A 21,282-nucleotide genomic window follows, 5' to 3' on the forward strand; every position below is an offset into this window, starting at 1 on the left:
CATGCGTCTGGCGCGGGTCGAAGTTGCAGGGCAAGCGTTCTGGGCGTTGCTGGATGCGCAAACTGACCGCCTGCGGCGTATTGATGCGCCGTTCACCCACTGGGCCGGGCTAGGGGCGGATCTTGCGTCAGACGCCCTGGACCTGAGTGGCGATTGGTTGCCGTTGTCGGCTGCGCGCCTGCTTGCGCCGCTGGAACCGGGCAGTCGGGTGTTTGGTGTGGGTCTCAATTACCTCAGCCACCTCAAGCGCCTCGGCAGTGATGCGCCGGCACACCCTCTGGCCTACATGAAACCTGAGTCAGCGCTGGTCGGCGCCAATGACGAGATCGAATATTCGCCGCTGACAACCCAGCTTGACTATGAGGTCGAATTGGTCGCAGTGGTGGGCCGACCGTTGCTGGATGAACCCCATGCCAGCGACTGCCTGCTGGGGTACACGGTGGGCAATGACATCAGTGCTCGAGATGCCGGTAAACAGATCGGCCGCCTGGACTTGTTGACCCAGAAAGCCATGGACCGCACTACTCCGGTAGGTCCCTGGATTGTGACGGCAGACGAATTGGGCGTAATGGGGCAACCGGCGCTGGATATACGCCTCAGCGTCAACTACGAACTGCGCCAGCAGGACAATACGCGGCAGATGATTTTTCCTCTGGATGAGTTGCTCAATTATCTGGATGCACGCATCAGTCTGCGTCCTGGCGACCTGGTGTTTACCGGTTCTACCCACGGTGTGGGCCTGGAAAGCGGGCGCTTTTTGCGGCCGGGTGATCGGGTCGAGGCTGAAATCCAAGGCGTCGGCCGACTGCGCAATACCGTCGCTCTGCCACGCCAGCTCTGCCCCGCACGTGCGGCTGGGCGACTGGGTCAGCCGCTGGGTAACTAACCCGCTGATTTTGACAGGAATAGACGCTGAGGAGTGATGATGAGCGAGGGTTCGGCGTGGGCGCCGTTTCGCAACAAAGCGTTCCGCGGCTTATGGCTGGCAGCCGCAGTGGTCAACATGGCTATCTGGATGCAGACGGTCGCCGCGGCGTGGATCATGACCACATTGACGACGTCGGCAGCCATGGTCTCTCTGGTGCAAACCGCCGTGACCCTGCCGGTATTCCTGTTTGCCTTTCCCGGTGGGGTGATTGCCGATCGGGTGGACCGTCGCAGTTGGCTGATCATTACCCAGTGCATGATGCTGTTCGCCGCACTGGTGTTGTGTGTGCTGGCGTACAGCGCGCACCTGGAAACCTGGGGCTTGTTGGCGTTTACCTTTGTGCTCGGTACTGGCAGTGCGCTGGGCATGTCGGCGTGGATGGTGACCATGGTAGGTGTACTGCCCCGCGACCAGGTGCCGGCCGCAGTGTCCTTGAACGGAATTTCCATCAACGCCACCCGCGCTTTGGGCCCCGCGTTGGCGGGTGCACTGATTGCATACTGGAACACGACCTCGGTATTTCTGGTGATCGCGCTGTGTATGTTCGCGGTGCTGCTATTCCTCTTTCGTATCGCTCCCAACCCGCCTGCCGTGGGCTTGCCACCGGAAACCCTGACCGGTGGCATGCGCAGTGGCCTGCGCTATATCCGGCATTCAGCGGTCCTGTTCAGCGCCATGAAGCAGGTTCTGGTGTTCACCACGAGTGCCAGCGCTTTGTGGGCCTTGATGCCGCTGGTGGCCAAGCAGGAATTGGGTATGGACGCCGGTGGTTATGGCTTGCTCATGGCGTTTCTTGGCGCCGGTGCAGTGTTGGCTGCGCTCAGCTTGCCGCGGCTGTATCGCGTATTGGGCATGCGTCATCTGCTGGTTTGCGGCGCCATCTCCTTTGCCCTCGCCACCCTCACTGCCGCGCTATCCAACAACCGCTATGCGGTCTGCGCGATGATGCTGCTGGCGGGGTTCGGCTGGATGGCGGTCAACGCGACCATTTCCACGGTGGTGCAAACCTATGCCGCCAATTGGGTGCGCGCACGGGTCGCATCGGTCTATGTGTTGATCCTGATGGGCGCGATGGCGGCCGGCGGTGCGATATGGGGGGCATTGGCCGAGTATCTGGGGTTGAGCCAGAGCTTGTTGCTCTCGACACTGTTGTTGCTGGTCGGCATCGCGCTGACCCGAAATGGCCATGTGGAACTGGGCCAGGAAGCAGACTTTGCCGAGGTGCAGTTGACCGACACACTCCAGCTGGCCAGTCCGGTGTCCCATTCCGATGGACCGGTATCGGTGGAGATTGTGTACCGGGTGGCTGCGCCGGACCGCGATGACTTTCTGGCCGCTGTGTACACGGTAGGCAAGGCGCGACGGCGCAACGGCGCGCAAAACTGGCGTTTGTACCGCGACATGGCGGACCCGCAACTCTACAGCGAGCGCTTTATTGTCGAGTCCTGGCTGGAATACTTGCGCCAACAGGTTCGGGTGACCCAGGCCGACCATGCCCAAGAGCGTCTCATCGAGCGTTTTCGTCGCGAAGATCTGCAAACCCGTCGTTTGATCTATCAGCCGCCAGTGAAACTAACCGATTGAAGTGATCGAATAATTCCCAGATAAAACTTTTACAACGCCAATCATTCTCAGGTTAGAATGGCGCCACTCTAAAGTTACTGGATCGGGCATGGAACTCACTGACGTCAACGACAGCAGCAAATCGGCCGGCGCAACCCTCGTCAAACCCGTTTCCAACGCCATACGCATCTTGCGTTACCTCAGTCAGGTGGGTACGCCGGAACGTTCAGTGGACATCGCCCGGCAACTGAAAATCAATCCAAGCACCTGCTTCAACATCCTGCGTACCCTGGTGCAAGAGGAGGTGGTCGATTTCAGTGCTCTTTCCAAGCGTTACACCGTGGGCCTGGGCCTGGCGCGTCTGGTCGAACAATTGGTTACCCAGGGTCATCGCGTTCAGATGGCCAAACCGCTGTTGCAGAACCTGGCTGCACGCCAGCGGGTGACCATCACCCTGTGGCGAAAAATGAGCCCTGACCGCATCGTCATTGTCAGTTCCGCTGCAAGCCCGACCGATGTGCGTATCGACATGGCCGAAGGTCAGCGTCTGCCGATTCTGATGGGCGCCAGCGGCCGGTTGTTCGCTACGCAGATCGACCTCGACGATCCGGAAGTACAGAGCAGTTTCGAGACGATTCGTTGGGCTCAACCTCTTTCGCTGGAGGTTTACCGTGAGGAAGTGAGACAGGCTGCCGAGCGTGGTTGGGCAATGGACGACGGGCATTTCTCGGGGGGGATTCTTGCGATTGCGGCGCCGGTCTTTTCACCGACCAACAGCATCGATTTCACCGTGTCAGCAGTGATGTTCCGTGGCCAACGGGACGAAGAGGGCCTTGCCGAACTGGGCAAGGCGTTGATCGAGTTCTGTAGCGAAGTGGCCGGCGTACTCTACTGAGGCGCGCCGTTACTCGCGAACCAGTAGCAGGCTGCCCCCCAGCGGGCCGCCTCCGGCTGCCACCGTACTGGCGCGGTGTTCGCGGGTTTGCCGGCCTTCGGCACGGCCCCACAGTTGCAGGCAGGCTTCATGCACGTAACCCAGGCCGTGGGTGCGTCCGCCAGACAGCTGCCCGCCATTGGTATTGATGGGCAAGCTGCCCTCCAGTGCGATGCGCGTGCCACCCTCGACGAACGCACCACTTTCCCCGGTGGGGCACAGGCCCAGGGCTTCAAGCCAGATCAGGGTCAAGATCGAAAATCCGTCATACAACTGCGCAGATTCAACATCCTGCGGGGTGTAGTCGGTGCGTGCCCACATCATCTCTCCGACATCGAAGGCGGCCATTTTGGTCAGGGAGATCTGATCCCACGACCATGGCTGGTTCAACGCTGCGCCCATGGCCTCGATGCGGATCGGTTTGTTCGGCTGGTCCTGGGCGATATCGCGACGGGACAGGATGATGGCGGTGGACGCATCGCAATGCACGTCGCAGTCGAACATGCGCAGAGGCGTTGAAATCATCCGCGATGCCATGTAGTCGTCCATGCTCATCGGCGTGCGATACAGCGCCTTAGGGTTGCGCATGGCGTTCTGGCGACACGTCAGGGCTATCTGCGCCAGCTGCTCCGGTCGGGTGCCGTATTCATGGAAGTGACGCTGGGCATACAACGCCATCAGGTTGATGCCCGATTGCACATTGAACGGGGTAAACCACTGCCAGGCGTAGCTGCTGTCGCGACCCTGGGTTTTATTGGTCAGTGCGCCGGCCTGTTTGTTGACCATGCGCGCCGACGCTTCGGTGATGGTGCGAAACACCAGTACGTGCTTGCACAGGCCCGCCGCAATCGCCATGGCGCCGTTGATCACCCCGGTGAGCGGGCCGGGCCCTTCATAACCGCCACCGAACCAGTTGACGTTGAGCCCGAGGGCACTCTTCAGCGCACTGGGACCGACCGGTGAAAACGGGTCGCCATTGTTGTTGTCGCCCGGCCAGCAGGCCACGCCGTCGATGTCGCTGCGTTGCAGGCCGGCGTCCGCAATGGCTTCCAGGCAGGCATCCAGGGTCAGGCGCATCGCTGACTTGCTCGACGGTCGCCCGATCTCTGATTGACCGATACCGGTAATGGCTACGTCTTTTTCATAACGATGATCGAACATCACTGATCCTTCTCGAACAGAGGTAACCATACATCCTCGACATTGAGGAAGCTGACCCGTACCGGCATGTCGATCTGCACATCCGTGACCGGCATGCCCACCACGTTGCTCACGAACTGCAAGCCGGGTTGCTCAACCAACTCGATGATCGCCACCACATAGGGCACCTCCAGGTCGGGGGTCCAGGGCTGATAGTTGATGGTGAAGCTGAGCACTTTGCCCTTGCCGGACACCGCTTGCGGCGCCACGTCAAAGCTTGCGCAATGCGGGCAGAGCGGGGCGGGCGGGTGGAAATACCGGCTACAGGCCGCGCAGCGATGAACGAGCAGTTCGCCCTGTTGACCGCCTTGCCAGAAGGCGCGGTTGTCGGCGTTGAGTGCAGGCAGTTTTCTAGGCATCAGCGGTCCGCAGGTGAGTGTTTGACTTGAAGTCATACAGTATCATTTGTACATATTTTCTAAAAGTGTCATATATTTATCTGGACAAAGGCGCGAATCGACCGTTCGCGCCGTAAAACAACAACAAGAGGATTTCGCGATGTTCCAATCATTATTGGACAAGAGGGTAGTCGTCACCGGCGGGTTTGGTGCCCTCGGCAGCGCACTTGGCACATTTCTGCTGGCGCGAGGCGCGCGGGTTGCGTTGCTGGATCGCAACGAGGCCCCAGCTGCCTTGCTGGATACGGAAAACCTGCTGTGCCTGGGCGGTGTCGACCTGACCTCGAGCGAGTCGGCCAGCGCTGCGTTCGAGCAGGTCGCGGCGCATTTGGGTGGCATCGACGGTTTGGTCAATGTCGCGGGCGGTTTTGCCTGGGAGACCGTCGAAGGCGGCAGCCTGCTGACCTGGGATCGGCTTTACCAGATGAACGTGCGTACCGCCGTGGTCAGTTCCCAGTCTGCGTTGGCGCACCTGCTGGATTCCAAGGCCGGGCGCATCGTCAACATTGGCGCGCTGGCCTCGGTCAAAGCCGCAACCGGTATGGGGGCTTATGCCGCCTCCAAGGCCGGTGTAGCCCGGTTGACCGAGGCGTTGGCCGAGGAGCTGAAGGATCGTGGTGTAACGGTCAACGCTGTGCTGCCGAGCATCATTGACACCCCCGCCAACCGCGCCGACATGCCTGATGCCGACAGCGGCCGCTGGGTCACTCCGCAGGCGTTGGCGGCGGTAGTGGCGTTTCTGTTATCCGACGAAGCCGCAGCGGTAACCGGTGCACTGCTGCCTGTGAGTGGCCGCGTATGAGGCTGGTGACGTATACCGATGCCGAAGGTTTTGATCGCGCGGGGGCATTGCTCAATCGGGACCAGCAGGTGCTCGATCTGCAAAATGCTTACCGCCTGCGAGAAGGTCGTGACAGTGTGGCATTGAGCAGCATTCTGGCCTTGGTGGAGGCCGGTGAGCCGGCGTTGAACCTGGCCCGTGCGCTGGTCACCAAGGCACCCTCGGCGGCGGTGCTGGAGCGTGCCAGCGTGAAGCTGCGCGCACCGATCCAGCCACCTCCACAAATGCGCGACTGTTCCTGCTTCGAATTGCATCTGCGCCAGAGCTTCGCGGCGGCCCGTCGCGCGCGTGCGCTACGTACCGAAGACCCGGAAGCCACGCTGAAAGCGATGAACACTCGTGCTGACGATCGGGTCATCGAGACTTTCAACAAGCAGCCCATCTACTACAAGGGCAACCGTTTCGCGGTGATTGGCATCGACGATGAATTTCAATGGCCGAGCTACAGCCGGGCGATGGATTTCGAACTCGAGTTCGGTTGCTACATCGGTAAGCGCGGCAAGGACATCAGCCGTGAGGCCGCCCGGGCGCATATCGTCGGCTACACCATCTTCAACGACATGAGTGCCCGCGACGCCCAGGCCCTGGAAATGCCCGGCATGCTCGGCCCGGCCAAGAGCAAGGATTTTGATACGGCCAACATTATGGGGCCCTGCCTGGTGACAGCCGATGAACTGGGTGATCCCTATGACCTGAATATGGTTGCCCGGGTCAATGGCGAGGAGTGGGGGCGCGGTAATACCCGTGATATGCGCTGGAGTTTCGAAGACGTGATTGCCCACGTGTCCCGCTCGGAAACCCTGTACCCCGGTGAGTTTCTGGGCTCCGGCACGGTCGGCAACGGCTGCGGCCTGGAGCAATTACGTTATTTGAAGCCTGGCGATGTGGTTGAACTGGAGATCGACGGCATTGGTGTGCTGCGTACTCAAGCGGGCAAGCCATCGAGCAAGGATTGACGCATACGTGAATGACGGAAGAATTCACTTACAAGTAGAAAGTGAATTCTATGTACATAAATAGAGAAAGTGTCTTATATTTCGTTGCGACCACTGTCGTGACGCTCTGATCAGGAGGCAATCATGCTAACAAAAACAAGCCCCGTATTGTCTGATGGAACCAAGGTCTCGGACCTTATCTATCCATCCAGCCGTGAAGTACAAATGCGCGTGTTGTCTGACCGCGAAATCTACGAGCTGGAGATGGAAAAAATCTTCGGCAAGATCTGGGTACTCCTGGGTCACGAGTCGGAGATCCCCAATTCCGGGGACTTCATGGTCCGCGACCTGGGCTCCGACTCGGTCATTGTTGCCCGTGGCAAAGAGGGCGAGGTGTTTGTAAACCTCAATGTGTGCCCGCACCGCGGCATGCGCATCAGTACCGCTGATTGCGGCAATACACAAATTCATAAATGCATCTACCACGGCTGGGCCTTCCGCCCGAATGGCGACTTTGTCGGCTCACCCGTCGAGCGTGAATGCATGCACGGCAAAATGCTGCCCAAAGAAGAACTGGGCCTGAAAAAGGCTCGGGTCACGCTGTATGGCGGTCTGGTCTTTGCGACCTGGAATATCGATGGACCATCGTTCGACGAATTCCTGGGCGATGCCAAGTGGTATTACGACATGCTCTTCTGCCGCTCCGACAAAGGCATGGAAGTACTCGGTCCACCGCAGCGCTTTATCGTTAACGCCAACTGGAAGACGGCTGGCGAGCAATCGGCGGCCGACGGTTTCCACACACTGACCTTGCACCGCTGGTTAGGCGAAGTGGGTAACTACGCCAAGAAAGGCGAGGGCGAAACAGCCGACCTCAGCCCGGAAATGATCGGCGTCGAAATCAGCTCGCCGCACGGCCATGCGCTGCGTTGCATCGACCTGGCGCGCAAGATCAAGCGCCTCACCGGACTCGATCCGGCAGAGTTGAGTGTGCAGCAAAAGCTCGAAGCATTGCCGCCTGCCGGCATGACCGCCGACATGGTCGAACAGCTGGCACGCAACTTGACCGAAGATCAGTTGAAAGTGCTCACCAGCATGCCGCCGCAAGTCGGTGGGATGTTCCCGAATATTCTTTTCGGTTTTGTCTACATTCCGCAGCCGGATGGCACTGTCGTCGGCTCGATGACCCTGCACGCCTACGTGCCGCAAGGTCCGGACAAGCTCGAGTTCGTCAACTGGGTGTTTGCCGAGAAAGACGCTTCCCCGGAACTGCGCGACAAGATGCTCAAGCAAACCATCCAGCTGTTCGGCACGTCCGGCATGGTCGAGCAGGATGACTCCGATACCTGGCCGCACATGACGCTGGCTGCCAAGGGGGCGATGGGCCGCAAGAGCACGATGAAATACCAGGCAGTCTTTGAAACCGGAGCACCGGAAGGGTGGCCTGGCCCCGGCATCGTCAACGAAGGTTTCACCAAGGACGATACCCAGTGGCACTGGTGGTTGTACTGGCATGAGCTGATGACCGCATCGGACGAGAAATAAGCGTTCGCCAGTCCTGGTTCGACAGCGGTCCTAGCGGGCCGCAGTCGCCGGTAACAGCATTCACGAGTACAAGAATAAAAGTTAAGGAGTTACTCATGGCTCAGGTTCAACAACGCGGTGTGGAGGATATCCAGCCGGGTTCCCCAGTCGGTACCAAGCGAGTACCGGTGGGTTCGCCGATTTACAACGATGTGGTGACCTTTCTCTACGAGGAAGCCACGCTGCTCGACCAGATTCGCCTGCAGGAGTGGGCCGAACGCCTGGACACCGACCTGGTGTACACCGTGCCGCTGCGCCAGACGCGCTTGGCCGCCGAGTTGAAAACCACCATCGTGCGCAGCGTTCAGCATTACCACGATGACTACCGCTCGATCATGGGCCGAATCCTGCGCCTGTCCGGCAAAAGTGCCTGGGCGGAAGATCCTCCTTCGCGTACCCGACGTCTGGTGACTAACGTGTTTGTCGAAGAAACCGACAAGAGCGATGAGTTTGTGGTGACCAGTTACCTGCTGCTGACCCGTAGCCGTTTCAAAGATCACCATGTCGACATCATCAGTGGCGAACGGCGTGATGTGCTGCGTCTGAGTGAGGCGGGATTCAAGCTGGCGCGGCGCGAAGTCATCATCGACCAAGCGGTGCTTGGAACGCCAAATCTGGCCGTCTTCCTCTAGGCATTATCGGCGGTCTGGTTCGAATCCGGATCGCCGGGCCTTGCGGATGATGGTCGCGCGGCTTTTGATATGGGAGCCGTGTGACTATTGGTGCTGCCTAAGCCACTCCTGGTCCTGGGCGCACAATTTGAACTGTTCATTGCTGAAGTCCAGCGTCGAACCCTTCATGCGCAGTGCCTGTTCCGCGCGTTCGGGTTGTTGGCTGTAGCAGCGGCCGGTGTTCAGGGCATGAATCTGCTCGTCGAGGTTGTACGCGCGCCCCATCGAAATCAGGGTGCAGCGGCGAAGTAAAAGAGCCGCTTCGGCGGCTTCTTCATTGAGGGCATTCAGTGCCCAGCGTGCCATGCCTTCGCGAAGATTGATGCCGCAATAGGGTGAGGGTCCTTCGATCATGGTGCCGTCTACTTCCCAGGTCAGGTCTTCATTGCCATCGCGTACCAACGTAGAGCGGGTGCGGTTGTCGATGCGCTGGCCCACGCTAATGTCATAGCGGCGCTGGCGGGAGCCACGTGCGGCAGCAGCAATGGCGAGCCCCGCGAGATCGAGCAAGTGGGTGCATTGATGACTGGCGTCGGTCTGCCGGGTGACTGAATGGGCTATCCGGTCCAGCTTCATCCCCCGCAATTGCTGTAATTGATTGCAAGCCTGCGGGCACAGGGAATAGGGATAGCGCAGCGCTTCACCGCCAATGGCGATGACTTCACCTGCGCGGTAGCTGACCCACACCCGGAAGTGGTGGAAGTCGTCTTCCAGAGCGGCGCGAACTTCGCCCGTGCCATTGGCATGCTGAGCAATGATGTCTACGCGGCGACGAAATGCAGTCATCCTCAATATCCTTGTTTCAATGCTGTTCAGGCTGACGAAATAAGCTATATTTGAACACTATAACCAAAAATGTTCACTAAAAAACAAGAAGTGGAGTGACTATGGCACTGCTAAATGAACAGGTTGCGCTGATTACTGGCGCAGGTGGCGGAATCGGCCGCGGCATTGCGCTGAACTTTGCCAAAGAGGGCGCTGCCGTGGTGGTCGCCGAGCTGGATGTCACCAGTGGCGAGGCCGTAGTCGCCGAACTCAAAGCGCTGGGTGCCCAAGCGGTGTTCATCAAGACTGACGTGTGCAGCAAGGCCGATATCGAAGCCGCCGTGCAATTAGCCGTTGATCAATTTGGTGGCCTGGACATCCTGGTTAACAATGCCTTTGCACCCACCCCTAATGTCCTTCTGGAAGAAAAAACCGACGCGATGCTGGAGCAAACCCTCGGCTCTACAGTGTGGGCGGCCTGGTGGGCGATGAAAGCCGCACTGCCGCATATGAAAGCGCGGGGCGGTGGCAAGATCATCAACTTCTATTCAATCGATATCGAGATCGGCGCCTGGCTGCACGGCGATTACAACACGGCCAAGGCAGCGATCGTCGGGCTGACTCGCAGCGCCGCCTCTGAATGGGGGCGGTTCAACATTCGAACCAATGCCATCGCACCTACCGCGATGGGCGCCACCTTCCACAAACTTGCCGCAGAAAACCCGGGCTTTGCCGAAATGTCCGCTTCAATGCGTCCGCTGGGCCGCTGTGGCGAGCCTGAAGCCGACATTGGCCCGGTGGTGGTATTCCTCGCGTCGGAGATGTCGCGCTTTATCACCGGCGAGACCATTCACGTCGACGGTGGCCTGCACCTACCCGGTTACAACTCCCGCCCCAAAGGCATTCCCGTGCGCGAGTATTGATTTCACACGATTAATGCAGGAGCGAGCTTGCTCGCGATGGACGTTAACGATAACGCGCACGTTCTTGTAAAACGCATTGTCCTTGAGTTCATCGCAAGCAAGCTCACTCATACAAAGGCGACACCAGGCCCAAGAGAAGCGAAAGCTCGCTTCAAAGCGGGCTTTCGGCGTTGGATGGCCGACACATGCCAGGTAGTACTGTTACTTTTTGGACACCACGATCGATGTGGTTTCCAGATCCCAGGTGGCGTCGGTTTTACCTTCATCGCGCAGCAGATACTTCAACACCCGGCCCTGCGGGTTTTTCGGCAAGCTGCTGCGAAACTCGATGTAGCGCGGCAAGGCATAGTAGGGCACCGAGTCGGTGGCCCAATGGAACAGTTGCTCCGGCTCAAGCGTCACGCCTTCATGCAGCACGGCAGTCACCTTCACATCATCCTCGCCTTTATCTGAAGGCACGGCATGCACCGCCACTTCGGCCAGTGCCGGGTGAGAAGCAAAGGCTGCTTCCATTTCAAAGCTGGAAATGTTCTCCCCCCTGCGACGCATGTAGTCCTTCTTGCGGTCGACAAAGTAGAAGAAGCCAACATCATCGAATTTGCCAACGTCGCCGGTGTGGAACCACATATTGCGCATCAGCTTCTGGGTATCCTCCGGACGACGCCAGTAGCCCTGGAACATGATGTCGGGACGGAGCGGGCGCACCACGATTTCGCCAGGGGAGTTGGGCGGCACTTCCTGATCGAGGTCGTCGACGATCCTTACGTCAAAATCTGCAATACGTTTACCCGACGAGCCGGGCGCGGCGTATTCCCCGGCAGCCAGCGAAGTGATAACGCAGGCTTCGGTCAGGCCATAGCCGTTGCCGCCTACCAGCTTGGTGCCGAAGCGCTCGCGCCAGATCTTTTTGGTTTCTTCGGTATAAGGGTTGCCACGGGCGGTATGGATCTGCCCGACGCAGCGCAGCATCGCTTCGTTGTCTGGCGCCTGGGCGAGGAGGCCGCCCATGCCACCCAGGATCGAGGCAATGGTCGCGCCCGAGCGCTCCACTTCCGGCCAGAAATTCGAGACCGAGAATCGCGCAAGAATGGCGGCGCGCGCGCCCACCAGAATGCTGGCAATGATCGATACACACAGCGCATTCATGTGAAACAGCGGCAGCGGCGTGATGGTGACGTCGTCGGCACTGGCCGGACCGGCACGTAGTTGCAGGCGCGCCAGATTGCACATGAAGTTGTAGCTGATCATGCAGCCCTTGGAAGGGCCCGTGGTGCCCGAGGTGTAAATCAGGCAGGCAAGGTCTGAAGGTCGCGGTTTATTGGCGAGTGGGGTGGCGTCATGGCCACGCCATTCATCCAGTGGCGCAATACGAATCGGGCAATCAGGAACTGCCTCGAGGGTGCCACGGTGAAGAATGTGGTGTACGTCCTGCAGTTGTTCGGCGAGTGGTGTGATGCGCAGCAGGTAGGCCGCTTCGCAGATCACCACCGAGGTGCCGGTATCGGCGATCTGATGGCGGAGGAACTCGCCCTTGAGCGCGGTGTTGATCGGCACACTCACGGCGCAGAGCTTGTTGATGGCCAGCCAGGTGGTGACGGCATCGATGTTGTTATCCAGCATCGTCAGCACGGTTTCACCGGCCTTGACGCCCAGGGTGGCAAGTGCGTTGGCCATCTTGGTGGAAAGTGAGTCAACCTGAGCATATGTGTATAACTCACCGCTGAAATCCAGCAATATTTTGTCTGGATGCCTTGCTACCGCACGATCTAACGCATCAATGACAGTGTCTCGTTCTCCCACTGTCCAGGTGTCTGGATTTCCACTGCTACCCATCAGTTTTCTCCTTTTAGGCACCCATAACCGGTCGGGCTGCCTGATTTTATTTTGAAGAGAGAATCCAATTCTAAATACAAACTCATCAAATGTCTTTAGCAATAAGTTGAACATATAGTGTTATTTATGCACAGATCCTGTGGTAACGTTGCACAATCTTTACTCTTCATGAGCCCGTCACGCCATGCCAAAAGTCGCATCCAAGAAAGCAGAGGCGCCTGCGCCGGCTCCCAAATCCAAAAAAAATGCGCCATCTGAAGCAGGGGCGAGCCCGGCTAAACCCGTAGAGCGACGTGCTGCTGCCAACTCAGTGGCAGGCACCAAGGTCAAGCCGAATCGCCGTTCGGAAGAAACCATTGCCAACATCCTTAAAGCCACTGAAGAAGTCGTGCTGATGTCTGGCGCGGATCGTATTTCGATTCTGGATGTGTGCCAGGTAGCGGGCGTTTCCCGTGGCACCTTTTATCGCTATTTCGCCTCGCAGGAGGACTTGTTGGACACCTTTTCGCGCCACAAGCGCGAAAGCTTTCACAGCTCGCTGTCCCAGGAACTCGGTCACATCAGTGATCCGGAAGCGCGCTTGAATGCGCTATTTGCCTATCTTGATAACTATCTAGAGCAAAGTCGGGCTCGTCGTCTTCTTGTGGTTGCGCCCGACTACGCGCTGGGCTTCTTCCGACGGATTTTCCACGATTCGATCGTGCGCTTTCAGGATGGCCTGGGCATCGTTTTCGACGACTGGGACGAACGCCTCGGGGTGCGTCTTGACCGTGAGCTGATCTGCGAAATGATCATTCGTTACGTGTTGAGCGAAATCCTCGTGCCAGAAGCCGCAGGGCGTCGATTGTTCCCGGTCCGGGTGAAAAAACTCCTGGGCGCGCTGATCATGGGTTCTACCTCGCGCACCCGCCGCTGACCTTAAAGAACTACCCATCGCGCTAACCAAAGCCCCCGTTTATCGGGGGCTTTGCGTTTTCGTACGCGAATTTTCTGCCACCTGCATTCCATTCTTTTTCAAGGCTGACTCGTAGTTTTTAACCTCGCAAAGCATTTTTCGACTCGGGTCGAGGGCTCTGGGTCAGGCCTCTCCGCGCGCCAATAAAATAAATTGAACAGTATTTTGATTTATGATCAATTTAATCTTAAGCTCTGGTCTTAGCAGTGAGCCGTCGGCTTCCCCTTTTCGCGGCAATTTGATCCAGGCCGCGTGAAGGCACCGCGCAAATAACCAACAAAAAGTGCCAACTTCGAGGTACCTAAACATGCTTATCGATCTTCACGCCCACGCACCGCACCCTGGCTATTACAACCAGCACCCTCACTGGGGGCCGTTCTTCGAGCAGCACGCCGATGGCGATATCAAGCTGCGTGTAGGTGACTGGATTCTCGGTCTTGGGTCGCCAGAGCGTAAGGCTGCCGTGCGCTCCGGCAAGGGTCCCAAGCTTGAAGAGTATTTTGCGCGCTGGGCTGATCCGAAAGTACGCTTGGCTGGCATGGACGCAGCGGGACAGAATTTGCAGGTCGTTTCCGTCCCATCCCACTGCTACATGTACTGGACCGAAGCCGAATTCGCCGTACCTTTCGCCCGCACCGTCAACGAGACACTCGCGGAATACTGCTCCGCGGCCCCTGATCGCTTGATGTTCTGGGCTCACGTGCCTTTGAATGCGCCAGAAGCGGCGGCGGCTGAATTGCGTTACGCCTGCACCGTACTGGGCGCTAAAGGTCTGGTTGCTGGCGGCGCCAACTTCGGCGGCCTGGAGTTCGATTCGCCGGAACTCGACGTGGTGTGGAAAACCCTCTGTGACCTGGATCTGCCGATGTTTATTCACGGCTACAACCAGTCGGTCACCTGGGGCAAGAACGCCAACGACGACCGCTACGAAACTACCGCGATCGTGGGTATGCAGTACGACGAAAGCCGTTGTTTCTGGAACCTGATTTGCGGCGGCGTGCTGGATCGCTTCCCCGACCTTAAGGTGTACATCACCCATGGCGGCGGCTATGTCCCGTACCAACTCGGTCGTCTGGCCAAGACCAACGAGAACCTCGACGTCAAATACAACAAAAAGCCGCTGCTCGAGTACATGAAAAACTTCTACTTCGACGTTGAGCTGCATGAAGTACCGATGCGCCAAGCCTTGGTCGATATCATCGGTGCAGACCATGTGCTGTACGGCAGCAACTTCGGCGGTAGCGATGCCGTGCGTCACGACCTGACCCATGGCCTGAAGTTGTCCGACGCCGACTTGCGCAAGATTCGCTATGAAAACGCATGCCGCTTGCTGCACATCGATCCTGCCAAGTTGGGCAAGGTAGGTGCCTGATGAAACTGGCGCGATGTGAGTATTTTGAAACGGGCGTTTTTTGGGCGGTGGTCGATGTCGCCCAAGATCAGGTGACACCGATTTCCGGCAATTTCAAGGATTGGGCGCCCGGCGTGGCTGCCGGACGCGGCATCAGTTCGTTGCGTTTCGCCGGGCCTGCGCTGCCACTCTCCAAAGTGCGCCTGCTGCCACCGATAGAACCCGTCAACCGGGTGGTCGTGGCAGGCGCCAATTACGCCAAGCATTTGGTGGAGTTTGGATTGAGTGCGCCGTCCCAGCCAGTCGCCTTTCTCAAGGCTTATGGCGCGCTGATTGGCGCCAATGACCCGATCCGCTTTCCACCGTTGACTGAGGAGCTCGATCACGAAGTTGAATTGGTGGCGGTCATCGGTACTGACGAGATTGACCTGGAAAACCCGCTCGCTTGCGTGCTCGGTTACACCGTTGGCAATGACGTCAGCGCGCGAGACCTGCAGCGTAGCGGGCCGGCGGGTATTGGCATGGATCTGTTCGCGGCCAAAAGCCAGGATCAGACCACCGGGCTGGGTCCCTGGATCGTCACGAAGGATGAATTTCCGCAAGGGTCACCAACGCTGCGCCTGACCTTGAAAGTAAATGGTGAAACGCGCCAGGACGGCTCCACCGGCGAAATGACCTGGGGTGTTGATCATCTGATCCGCTTTGTCCAGCAGCGCTCGAGTTTTGCCTGTGGCGATGTGTTGTTCACGGGTTCGCCGGCGGGAGTGGGGATGGGCACCGGTCTGTTCCTCAAGGAAGGCGATGTGGTCGAAGCCAGCGTCGAAGGCATTGGCACGTTGCGCAATGTGGTCAGTAAAAAGAACCGCGCCTAATCGAGAGCCAAACATGAACGCCAATAAAGAAAAAGTAGTCGTCGTCGGTGCGGGTCTGATGGGCACCGGTATTGCGCATGCGTTCGCCAGCTCTGGTTTCAGTACGCTGTTGGTCGATACCAATGCCACCTCCCTGACAAACGCCAGGACGAGCATCGAAAAAATCCTTGCCGATGGCGTGCGCCTGGGCAAAGTCAGCGAAGAAAAAGCCCAGCAATCGTTGGCCAATCTACTGACCTGCAGCGACTTGACTGAAGCAGCGAGTGGCGCCAATTGGCTGGTTGAGACGGTCTCCGAGCAGTTGGCAGTGAAGAAAGCGGTGCTCACGCAAGCGGCGCCACTGCTGGCACCGGACGCGATTATCGCGACCAATACGTCGGCCCTCAGCGTGACCGAAATTGCGGCGTCAGTGGAGTGTGCAGATCGCGTGATCGGCATGCACTTCTTCAACCCTGTGCACAAAATGAAACTGGTGGAGCTCGTGCGGGGGTTGGCTACCAGTGATGAAGTGGTGAATCGCACTCGCAACCTGTGCGATCAGATCGGCAAAACCTCCATCATCGTCAATGAATCGCCCGGACTGACCACCAGCCGCATGTCCGCACTATTGGGCAACGAGGCGATGTGGATGCTGCAGGAAGGCACCGCGACCGCCGAAGACATCGACACGGCACTACGTCTGGGTTTCAACCATCCGATGGGCCCGTTGGAACTGGGTGACCTGACCGGTTGGGATACGCGGCTGTCTGTTCTGCGTTATCTGCACCAGACCTTGGGCGAAAAATTTCGGCCCTGCCCACTGATCATCAAAATGGTCGCTGCCGGACGATTTGGGCGCAAGTCGGGGCAGGGGGTTTACCGCTACGAAGACGGTAAACAAGTACCGGGTTCAGGGCTCAAGGCGAGTGCGTTATGAAAGACATCGTCATAGTTGATGCGGTACGCACGCCAATCGGCAAGTTCCGTGGCAGCCTGGCCGGCGTGCGCGCCGATCACCTCGGGTCGCTGGTGCTCAGTCACTTGCTGGAACGGGTCGATGTGTCGCCGACGTTGGTCGACGATGTGATATTTGGCAATGTCACGCAAATTGGCGAACAGTCCGCCAACATTGCCCGCACGGCCTTGCTCGGCGCCGGTTGGCCGGTCAGCGTGCCGGGGCTGACCATCGACCGTAAATGTGGTTCGGGCGAAGTGGCCGTGCATTTGGCCGTTGGTGCTATCGCGGCGGGTTCCGCTGATATCGTGGTGGCGGGTGGCGCGGAAAACATGAGCCGCGTGCCCATGGGCAGTAACCGTGAAATCCACGGCGAGGCGTTTGGCTGGATGGCAGCGCAACGCTATGAACTGACCAGTCAGGGCGAGGCTGCTGAGCGTATCGCCGACAAGTGGGCGCTCAGTCGCGATGCGCTAGATGATTTCGCTTTTGCCAGCCATCAGCGCGCTGCCGCGGCGTCCGATGCCGGTTATTTCGATAATGAAATAGTGCCGGTTGCGGTCGAGGAGCTACGTGAGCAGGTGCTGACGGAGCCAGCTGTTGTGTTGCGCCACGATGAAACCATTCGTCGTGATACTTCGCGGGAAAAGCTGTCGACGCTTAAAACCAGTTTTCGTCCGGATACCGGCCGCATCACTGCTGGTAACTCGTCACAGATCTCCGACGGAGCAGCGGCATTGCTGTTGATGAGTGCCGAAACCGCGAAAAAACTCGGGCTCAGGGCTCGAGCGCGGATTGTGGCGTTCACAACCGTCGGTTCCGATCCGACATTAATGCTCACCGGCCCGATTGCTGCCACTCAAAAGGTGTTGAGCCAGGCTGGGCTGAACATCAACGACATCGACTTGTTCGAGGTCAATGAAGCGTTTGCCTCGGTGCCGCTAGCCTGGATGCAGGAGACAGGTGTGCCGCACGACAAGTTGAACGTCAATGGTGGCGCCATTGCCCTCGGTCATCCATTGGGCGCCAGTGGTGCACGATTGATGACCACGTTGTTGAACGAGCTTGAACGCCGAGGCGGGCGTTTTGGCTTGCAAGCCATTTGCTGCGCCGGCGGTATGGGCACGGCGACCATCATCGAACGGCTCGATTGAGATGGCACGCCTACCGCTGATCCCGCTGGATGCCATGCCGTCTGCGTTGCAAGACGCGGTAGAGCGGGGCCAGCGCAGTCGCATGCTCAGTTCAACGACGCCGGTGCAGGTCTGGGCTCACCGACCCAAGGTAGCCCTGGCCTGGCTGGGTTTGATGGAGAGCCTGCACAGCGACAGCCTGCTTGATGAGCGTTTGCGCGAGTTGGTGCGGCTGAAAATCGCCAGCATCACCACTTGCCAGGCCTGCCAACTGGCGCGCAAGTCCGACGCAGTGACGGAAGAGGATATTGCGTGCATGGCCACAGACAGTGAGTCCTTCACGCCAGTCGAACGTGCCGCGTTGCGTTATGCCGAATTGTTTGCCAGCGATTACCTGGAGATCGACGACACGCATTTCTTGCGACTCGGGGAGTTTTTCTCTGACGCCCAGGTGGCAGAGCTGGGGCTGTACTGCGCCCTGATGTTGGCGGGTGGCCGCATGACACTGGTGCAGCAGGCCTACTGACACGTCTCGCAGCACAAATAGTTGATCGAAATATTAATAAGTGTCCAATACATATCTAGTCAGGCCTATTATCAGTCGGAAGGTATGGCCTTCAGCAGCTGCCTGACAAAAAATAATGACAAAAATAGCGGAGACGATCATGTCCACACCGGCACAGAACGACCTGACGAAGGCTTTCACCGATGTAGCCAGTAATTATCGCGGTACCAGCGATATCGACCTGCACGCGACCTACCGCGATATGCGCGCCAATTCGCCTGTGCTGCAAGGCAACTTCATGGCGAGTCTGGGCGTGCCGTCGATTGCCGGCCTGGATGCCAGCCGGCCGACCTTCACACTGTTCAAATACGACGATGTCATGGCGGTCATGCGTGACGCCGGCACCTTTACCAGCGGTTTTATCGCCGAGGGGCTGGGGGCGTTTTTCGATGGTTTGATCCTTACCGCAATGGACGGGGATGCTCACAAGAACATCCGTAACCTGCTGCAACCGGTATTCATGCCCGAGACGGTGAATCGCTGGAAGGAAACCAAGATCGATCGGGTGATTCGCGAGGAGTATCTCAAGCCGATGGTGCCGGCCAAGGGCGCCGACCTGATGGACTTTGCCCTGTATTTTCCGATCCGGGTGATTTACTCGTTGATCGGCTTTCCCGAGGATCGTCCCGAGCAGATCGAGCAGTACGCGGCCTGGGCGCTGGCCATCCTGGCGGGCCCGCAAGTCGATCCGGAAAAAGCCGCCGCGGCCCGCGGCGCCGCCATGCAGGCCGCTCAGGCTCTATACGATGTGGTGAAAGTGGTGGTGTCCGAGCGTCGCGCTGAGGGCGCATCGGGCGATGACCTGATCAGCCGGCTGATCAACGCGGAGTATCAAGGACGGTCGCTGGACGATCATGAAATCGCCACTTTTGTACGCTCACTGCTCCCGGCTGCCAGCGAAACCACGACTCGCACCTTCGGTACCTTGATGTCGTTGCTGCTGCAAAATCCGGATGTGCTGGAGCGGGTGCGTAATGACCGAAGCCTTGTAAACAAGGCCATCGACGAAGCGGTGCGCTTCGAGCCTGTGGCCACTTTCAAGGTGCGTCAGGCCGCCAAGGACCTGGAGATTCGCGGTGTAGCCATCCCCAAAGGGGCAATGGTGCAATGCATCGTGACCTCAGCCAATCGCGACGAAGATGCATTCGAAAACGCCGATAAATTCGACATCGACCGCAAGCCCAAACCTTCGTTTGGTTTTGGCTTTGGCCCACACATGTGTATCGGTCAATTCGTGGCCAAAACCGAGATCAACTGCGCACTGAATGCGATCCTCGATCTGATGCCCAACATCCGTCTCGACCCTGACAAACCCGGGCCGCAGATCGTCGGCGCACAGCTGCGCGGTCCGCACTATCTGCACGTGCTGTGGGAGTGATGGGGGGATGCATTTGATTTAATATGAACACATTCAAAAAATGTGTTTAATTAAGTCGAGATGTGCACTATGATTCAGGCACAACAACAAGCCCGAATGCGAAGGGGAAAACAATGAAAGTTGAAGATCTGATTCTTGTCAGTGTCGATGACCACGCGATCGAGCCGCCGAATGCTTTTGCTCGCCACATGCCTGCCCGCTTCAAGGGTCGTGAGCCGCATGTGGTCAAAAAGGGTGATCGTGATGTGTGGGTCTTCGAGGAACAGGCCACTGGCTACATGGGCCTCAATTCCGTGGTCGGTCGACCAAAAGAGGAATACGGCATGGAGCCGCTGGGCTACGAGCAAATGCGCCGTGGCACCTGGAACATCAAGGACCGCGTCGACGACATGAACGCCAACGGCGTGCTCGGTTCATTGTGCTTCCCCACCTTCCCGGGCTTTGCCGGGCAACGTTTCCAGGTACACGCTGATCGCGACGTGTCGATGGCGGCCATCCAGGCCTACAACGACTGGCATTTGCACGACTGGTGCAACGCTGCGCCAGGCCGCTTCATTCCGCTGATGATCGTGCCGTGGTGGGACATGAAAGCCGCTGCTGCCGAAGTCGAGCGTCTGGCCAAACAGGGCGTGCACGCGCTTTCGCTGTCGGACAACCCGGCCATTCATGGCTACCCGTCGATCCACAGTGATTACTGGGACCCGCTGTGGAAAGCCTGCAGCGATAACAAGGTGGTGATCTGCTGTCATATCGGTACCGGCGTGAAAGCTCAACACGCTTCGGATTTGTCGCCTATCGACGCCTGGATCACCTCCATGCCGATTTCCATCGCCAACTCCGCCGCTGACTGGATCTGGGCGCCGATGTGGAAGAAATTCCCGGATCTGCGCATGGCGCTTTCCGAAGGCGGCATCGGCTGGATTCCTTATTTGCTGGAGCGTGCTGACTTCACCCACCGTCACCATAACGCGTGGACCAATTCCAACTTCGACGGGAAGATGCCTAGCGACATCTTCAACAAGCACTTCATCACCTGCTTCATCGAAGATAATTTTGGCCTGAAGAACCTCGATTACTTGAACGCCGAGATGGTCACGTGGGAAAGCGATTACCCGCACTCCGACTGCACCTGGCCGAACTCGCCGGAGACCGCTTGGGAAGGGTTGCAGCACCTGCCCAAGGAGATGATCGACAAGGTCACTCACCTGAACGCCATGCGTGAGTTTTCCTTTGATCCGTTCTCCATCCATGGTCGGGAAAACTGCACGGTCGGCGCGCTACGGGCTCAGGCCACGCACGTCAGCATCGAGCCAGCCCTGGGCTTGGGTGGTGCCGATCACGGTCGCCACGACAACAAGCCGGTGACCTCCGGCGACATCAATGCGATGTTCGCCGAGGCTGACGCGCAAACCGCGTTGTAAGTTGCCGCTGTTCCTACAGTCGCCGGCCAACGGCGACTGTGGAGCGGTTGCCGTTCTGTGGTCGCTTCGTTCGAAGCGATTGCGCCTGTGTTCAGCGT

Annotated in this window: 20 protein-coding genes; 16 read left to right on the top strand and 4 right to left on the bottom strand. The window is 58.4% G+C overall.

The window, feature by feature from the left end:
- The first annotated feature begins 1 nt into the window (after nt 1).
- From FIV39_RS14580 to FIV39_RS14590, 3 genes are all read left to right on the top strand, one after another.
- Nucleotides 2–886, top strand: a complete 885-nt coding sequence (locus FIV39_RS14580) for a fumarylacetoacetate hydrolase family protein (protein ID WP_047531002.1) — start codon at nt 2–4, stop codon at nt 884–886.
- A 39-nt stretch (nt 887–925) separates the two neighbouring features.
- On the top strand, nt 926–2,512 hold the full coding sequence (locus tag FIV39_RS14585) for an MFS transporter (protein WP_060766161.1): 1,587 nt from the start codon (nt 926–928) through the stop codon (nt 2,510–2,512).
- An 88-nt stretch (nt 2,513–2,600) separates the two neighbouring features.
- A complete protein-coding gene (locus FIV39_RS14590; protein WP_047530998.1) occupies nt 2,601–3,386 on the top strand; it encodes an IclR family transcriptional regulator in 786 nt (261 codons plus the stop codon).
- 9 nt (nt 3,387–3,395) lie between these two features.
- Here FIV39_RS14590 and FIV39_RS14595 read toward each other — a convergent pair whose 3' ends face one another.
- Complete coding sequence (locus tag FIV39_RS14595; RefSeq protein ID WP_146371540.1) at nt 3,396–4,586, bottom strand: thiolase family protein; 1,191 nt, start codon at nt 4,584–4,586, stop codon at nt 3,396–3,398.
- Nucleotides 4,586–4,984 (bottom strand): Zn-ribbon domain-containing OB-fold protein, encoded by a 399-nt coding sequence (locus FIV39_RS14600; protein WP_047538897.1) that lies wholly within the window; start codon nt 4,982–4,984, stop codon nt 4,586–4,588. Before FIV39_RS14600 ends, FIV39_RS14595 begins: the two co-directional genes overlap by 1 nt.
- Nucleotides 4,985–5,123: 139 nt before the next feature.
- Between FIV39_RS14600 and FIV39_RS14605 the strand changes: the two genes are divergently transcribed.
- From FIV39_RS14605 to FIV39_RS14620, 4 genes are all read left to right on the top strand, one after another.
- Entirely contained in the window at nt 5,124–5,825 is a 702-nt protein-coding gene (locus tag FIV39_RS14605; RefSeq protein ID WP_047530994.1) for an SDR family NAD(P)-dependent oxidoreductase, read from the top strand.
- Entirely contained in the window at nt 5,822–6,820 is a 999-nt protein-coding gene (locus FIV39_RS14610) for a fumarylacetoacetate hydrolase family protein (RefSeq protein ID WP_047530992.1), read from the top strand. Before FIV39_RS14605 ends, FIV39_RS14610 begins: the two co-directional genes overlap by 4 nt.
- 123 nt (nt 6,821–6,943) lie before the next feature.
- Nucleotides 6,944–8,344: an aromatic ring-hydroxylating dioxygenase subunit alpha gene (locus FIV39_RS14615; RefSeq protein ID WP_047530990.1), complete on the top strand. Its 1,401-nt coding sequence runs from the start codon at nt 6,944–6,946 to the stop codon at nt 8,342–8,344.
- A 95-nt stretch (nt 8,345–8,439) separates the two neighbouring features.
- Nucleotides 8,440–9,015 (top strand): aromatic-ring-hydroxylating dioxygenase subunit beta, encoded by a 576-nt coding sequence (locus FIV39_RS14620; protein ID WP_020300786.1) that lies wholly within the window; start codon nt 8,440–8,442, stop codon nt 9,013–9,015.
- An 84-nt stretch (nt 9,016–9,099) separates the two neighbouring features.
- On the opposite strand, the gene FIV39_RS14625 is transcribed toward FIV39_RS14620, so the two are convergent.
- A complete protein-coding gene (locus FIV39_RS14625) occupies nt 9,100–9,840 on the bottom strand; it encodes a DUF2889 domain-containing protein (RefSeq protein WP_047530986.1) in 741 nt (246 codons plus the stop codon).
- 101 nt (nt 9,841–9,941) lie between these two features.
- On the opposite strand from FIV39_RS14625, the gene FIV39_RS14630 reads away from it, so the two are divergent.
- On the top strand, nt 9,942–10,742 hold the full coding sequence (locus FIV39_RS14630; protein ID WP_020300784.1) for an SDR family NAD(P)-dependent oxidoreductase: 801 nt from the start codon (nt 9,942–9,944) through the stop codon (nt 10,740–10,742).
- A gap of 201 nt (nt 10,743–10,943) precedes the next feature.
- On the opposite strand, the gene FIV39_RS14635 is transcribed toward FIV39_RS14630, so the two are convergent.
- Nucleotides 10,944–12,575, bottom strand: a complete 1,632-nt coding sequence (locus FIV39_RS14635; RefSeq protein WP_032904478.1) for an ATP-dependent acyl-CoA ligase — start codon at nt 12,573–12,575, stop codon at nt 10,944–10,946.
- Between the two features lie 184 nt (nt 12,576–12,759).
- Here FIV39_RS14635 and FIV39_RS14640 point away from each other — a divergent pair, with 184 nt between their 5' ends.
- The 8 genes from FIV39_RS14640 (at nt 12,760) to FIV39_RS14675 (ending at nt 21,184) form a co-directional block, all read left to right on the top strand.
- The gene (locus tag FIV39_RS14640; RefSeq protein WP_032904476.1) at nt 12,760–13,491 is read left to right on the top strand and encodes a TetR/AcrR family transcriptional regulator; all 732 of its coding nucleotides are present in this window, start codon (nt 12,760–12,762) and stop codon (nt 13,489–13,491) included.
- Nucleotides 13,492–13,837: 346 nt separating this feature from the next.
- Nucleotides 13,838–14,902, top strand: a complete 1,065-nt coding sequence (locus FIV39_RS14645) for an amidohydrolase family protein (RefSeq protein ID WP_020300781.1) — start codon at nt 13,838–13,840, stop codon at nt 14,900–14,902.
- Nucleotides 14,902–15,753: a fumarylacetoacetate hydrolase family protein gene (locus FIV39_RS14650; RefSeq protein WP_020300780.1), complete on the top strand. Its 852-nt coding sequence runs from the start codon at nt 14,902–14,904 to the stop codon at nt 15,751–15,753. Before FIV39_RS14645 ends, FIV39_RS14650 begins: the two co-directional genes overlap by 1 nt.
- Nucleotides 15,754–15,766: 13 nt before the next feature.
- Nucleotides 15,767–16,669: a 3-hydroxyacyl-CoA dehydrogenase gene (locus FIV39_RS14655; protein WP_020300779.1), complete on the top strand. Its 903-nt coding sequence runs from the start codon at nt 15,767–15,769 to the stop codon at nt 16,667–16,669.
- Nucleotides 16,666–17,841: a thiolase family protein gene (locus FIV39_RS14660; RefSeq protein ID WP_020300778.1), complete on the top strand. Its 1,176-nt coding sequence runs from the start codon at nt 16,666–16,668 to the stop codon at nt 17,839–17,841. The genes FIV39_RS14655 and FIV39_RS14660 overlap by 4 nt, the downstream gene beginning before the upstream one ends.
- A 1-nt stretch (nt 17,842) precedes the next feature.
- Nucleotides 17,843–18,346, top strand: coding sequence for a carboxymuconolactone decarboxylase family protein (locus FIV39_RS14665; protein ID WP_020300777.1), 504 nt, complete (start codon nt 17,843–17,845; stop codon nt 18,344–18,346).
- 139 nt (nt 18,347–18,485) lie between these two features.
- Nucleotides 18,486–19,763: a cytochrome P450 gene (locus FIV39_RS14670; protein ID WP_020300776.1), complete on the top strand. Its 1,278-nt coding sequence runs from the start codon at nt 18,486–18,488 to the stop codon at nt 19,761–19,763.
- A gap of 113 nt (nt 19,764–19,876) precedes the next feature.
- Nucleotides 19,877–21,184, top strand: coding sequence for an amidohydrolase family protein (locus FIV39_RS14675; RefSeq protein ID WP_020300775.1), 1,308 nt, complete (start codon nt 19,877–19,879; stop codon nt 21,182–21,184).
- Nucleotides 21,185–21,282: the final 98 nt, after the last annotated feature.

The sequence above is a fragment of the Pseudomonas grimontii genome, from assembly GCF_007858185.1.
GTDB classification, from domain to species: Bacteria; Pseudomonadota; Gammaproteobacteria; order Pseudomonadales; family Pseudomonadaceae; genus Aquipseudomonas; species Aquipseudomonas grimontii.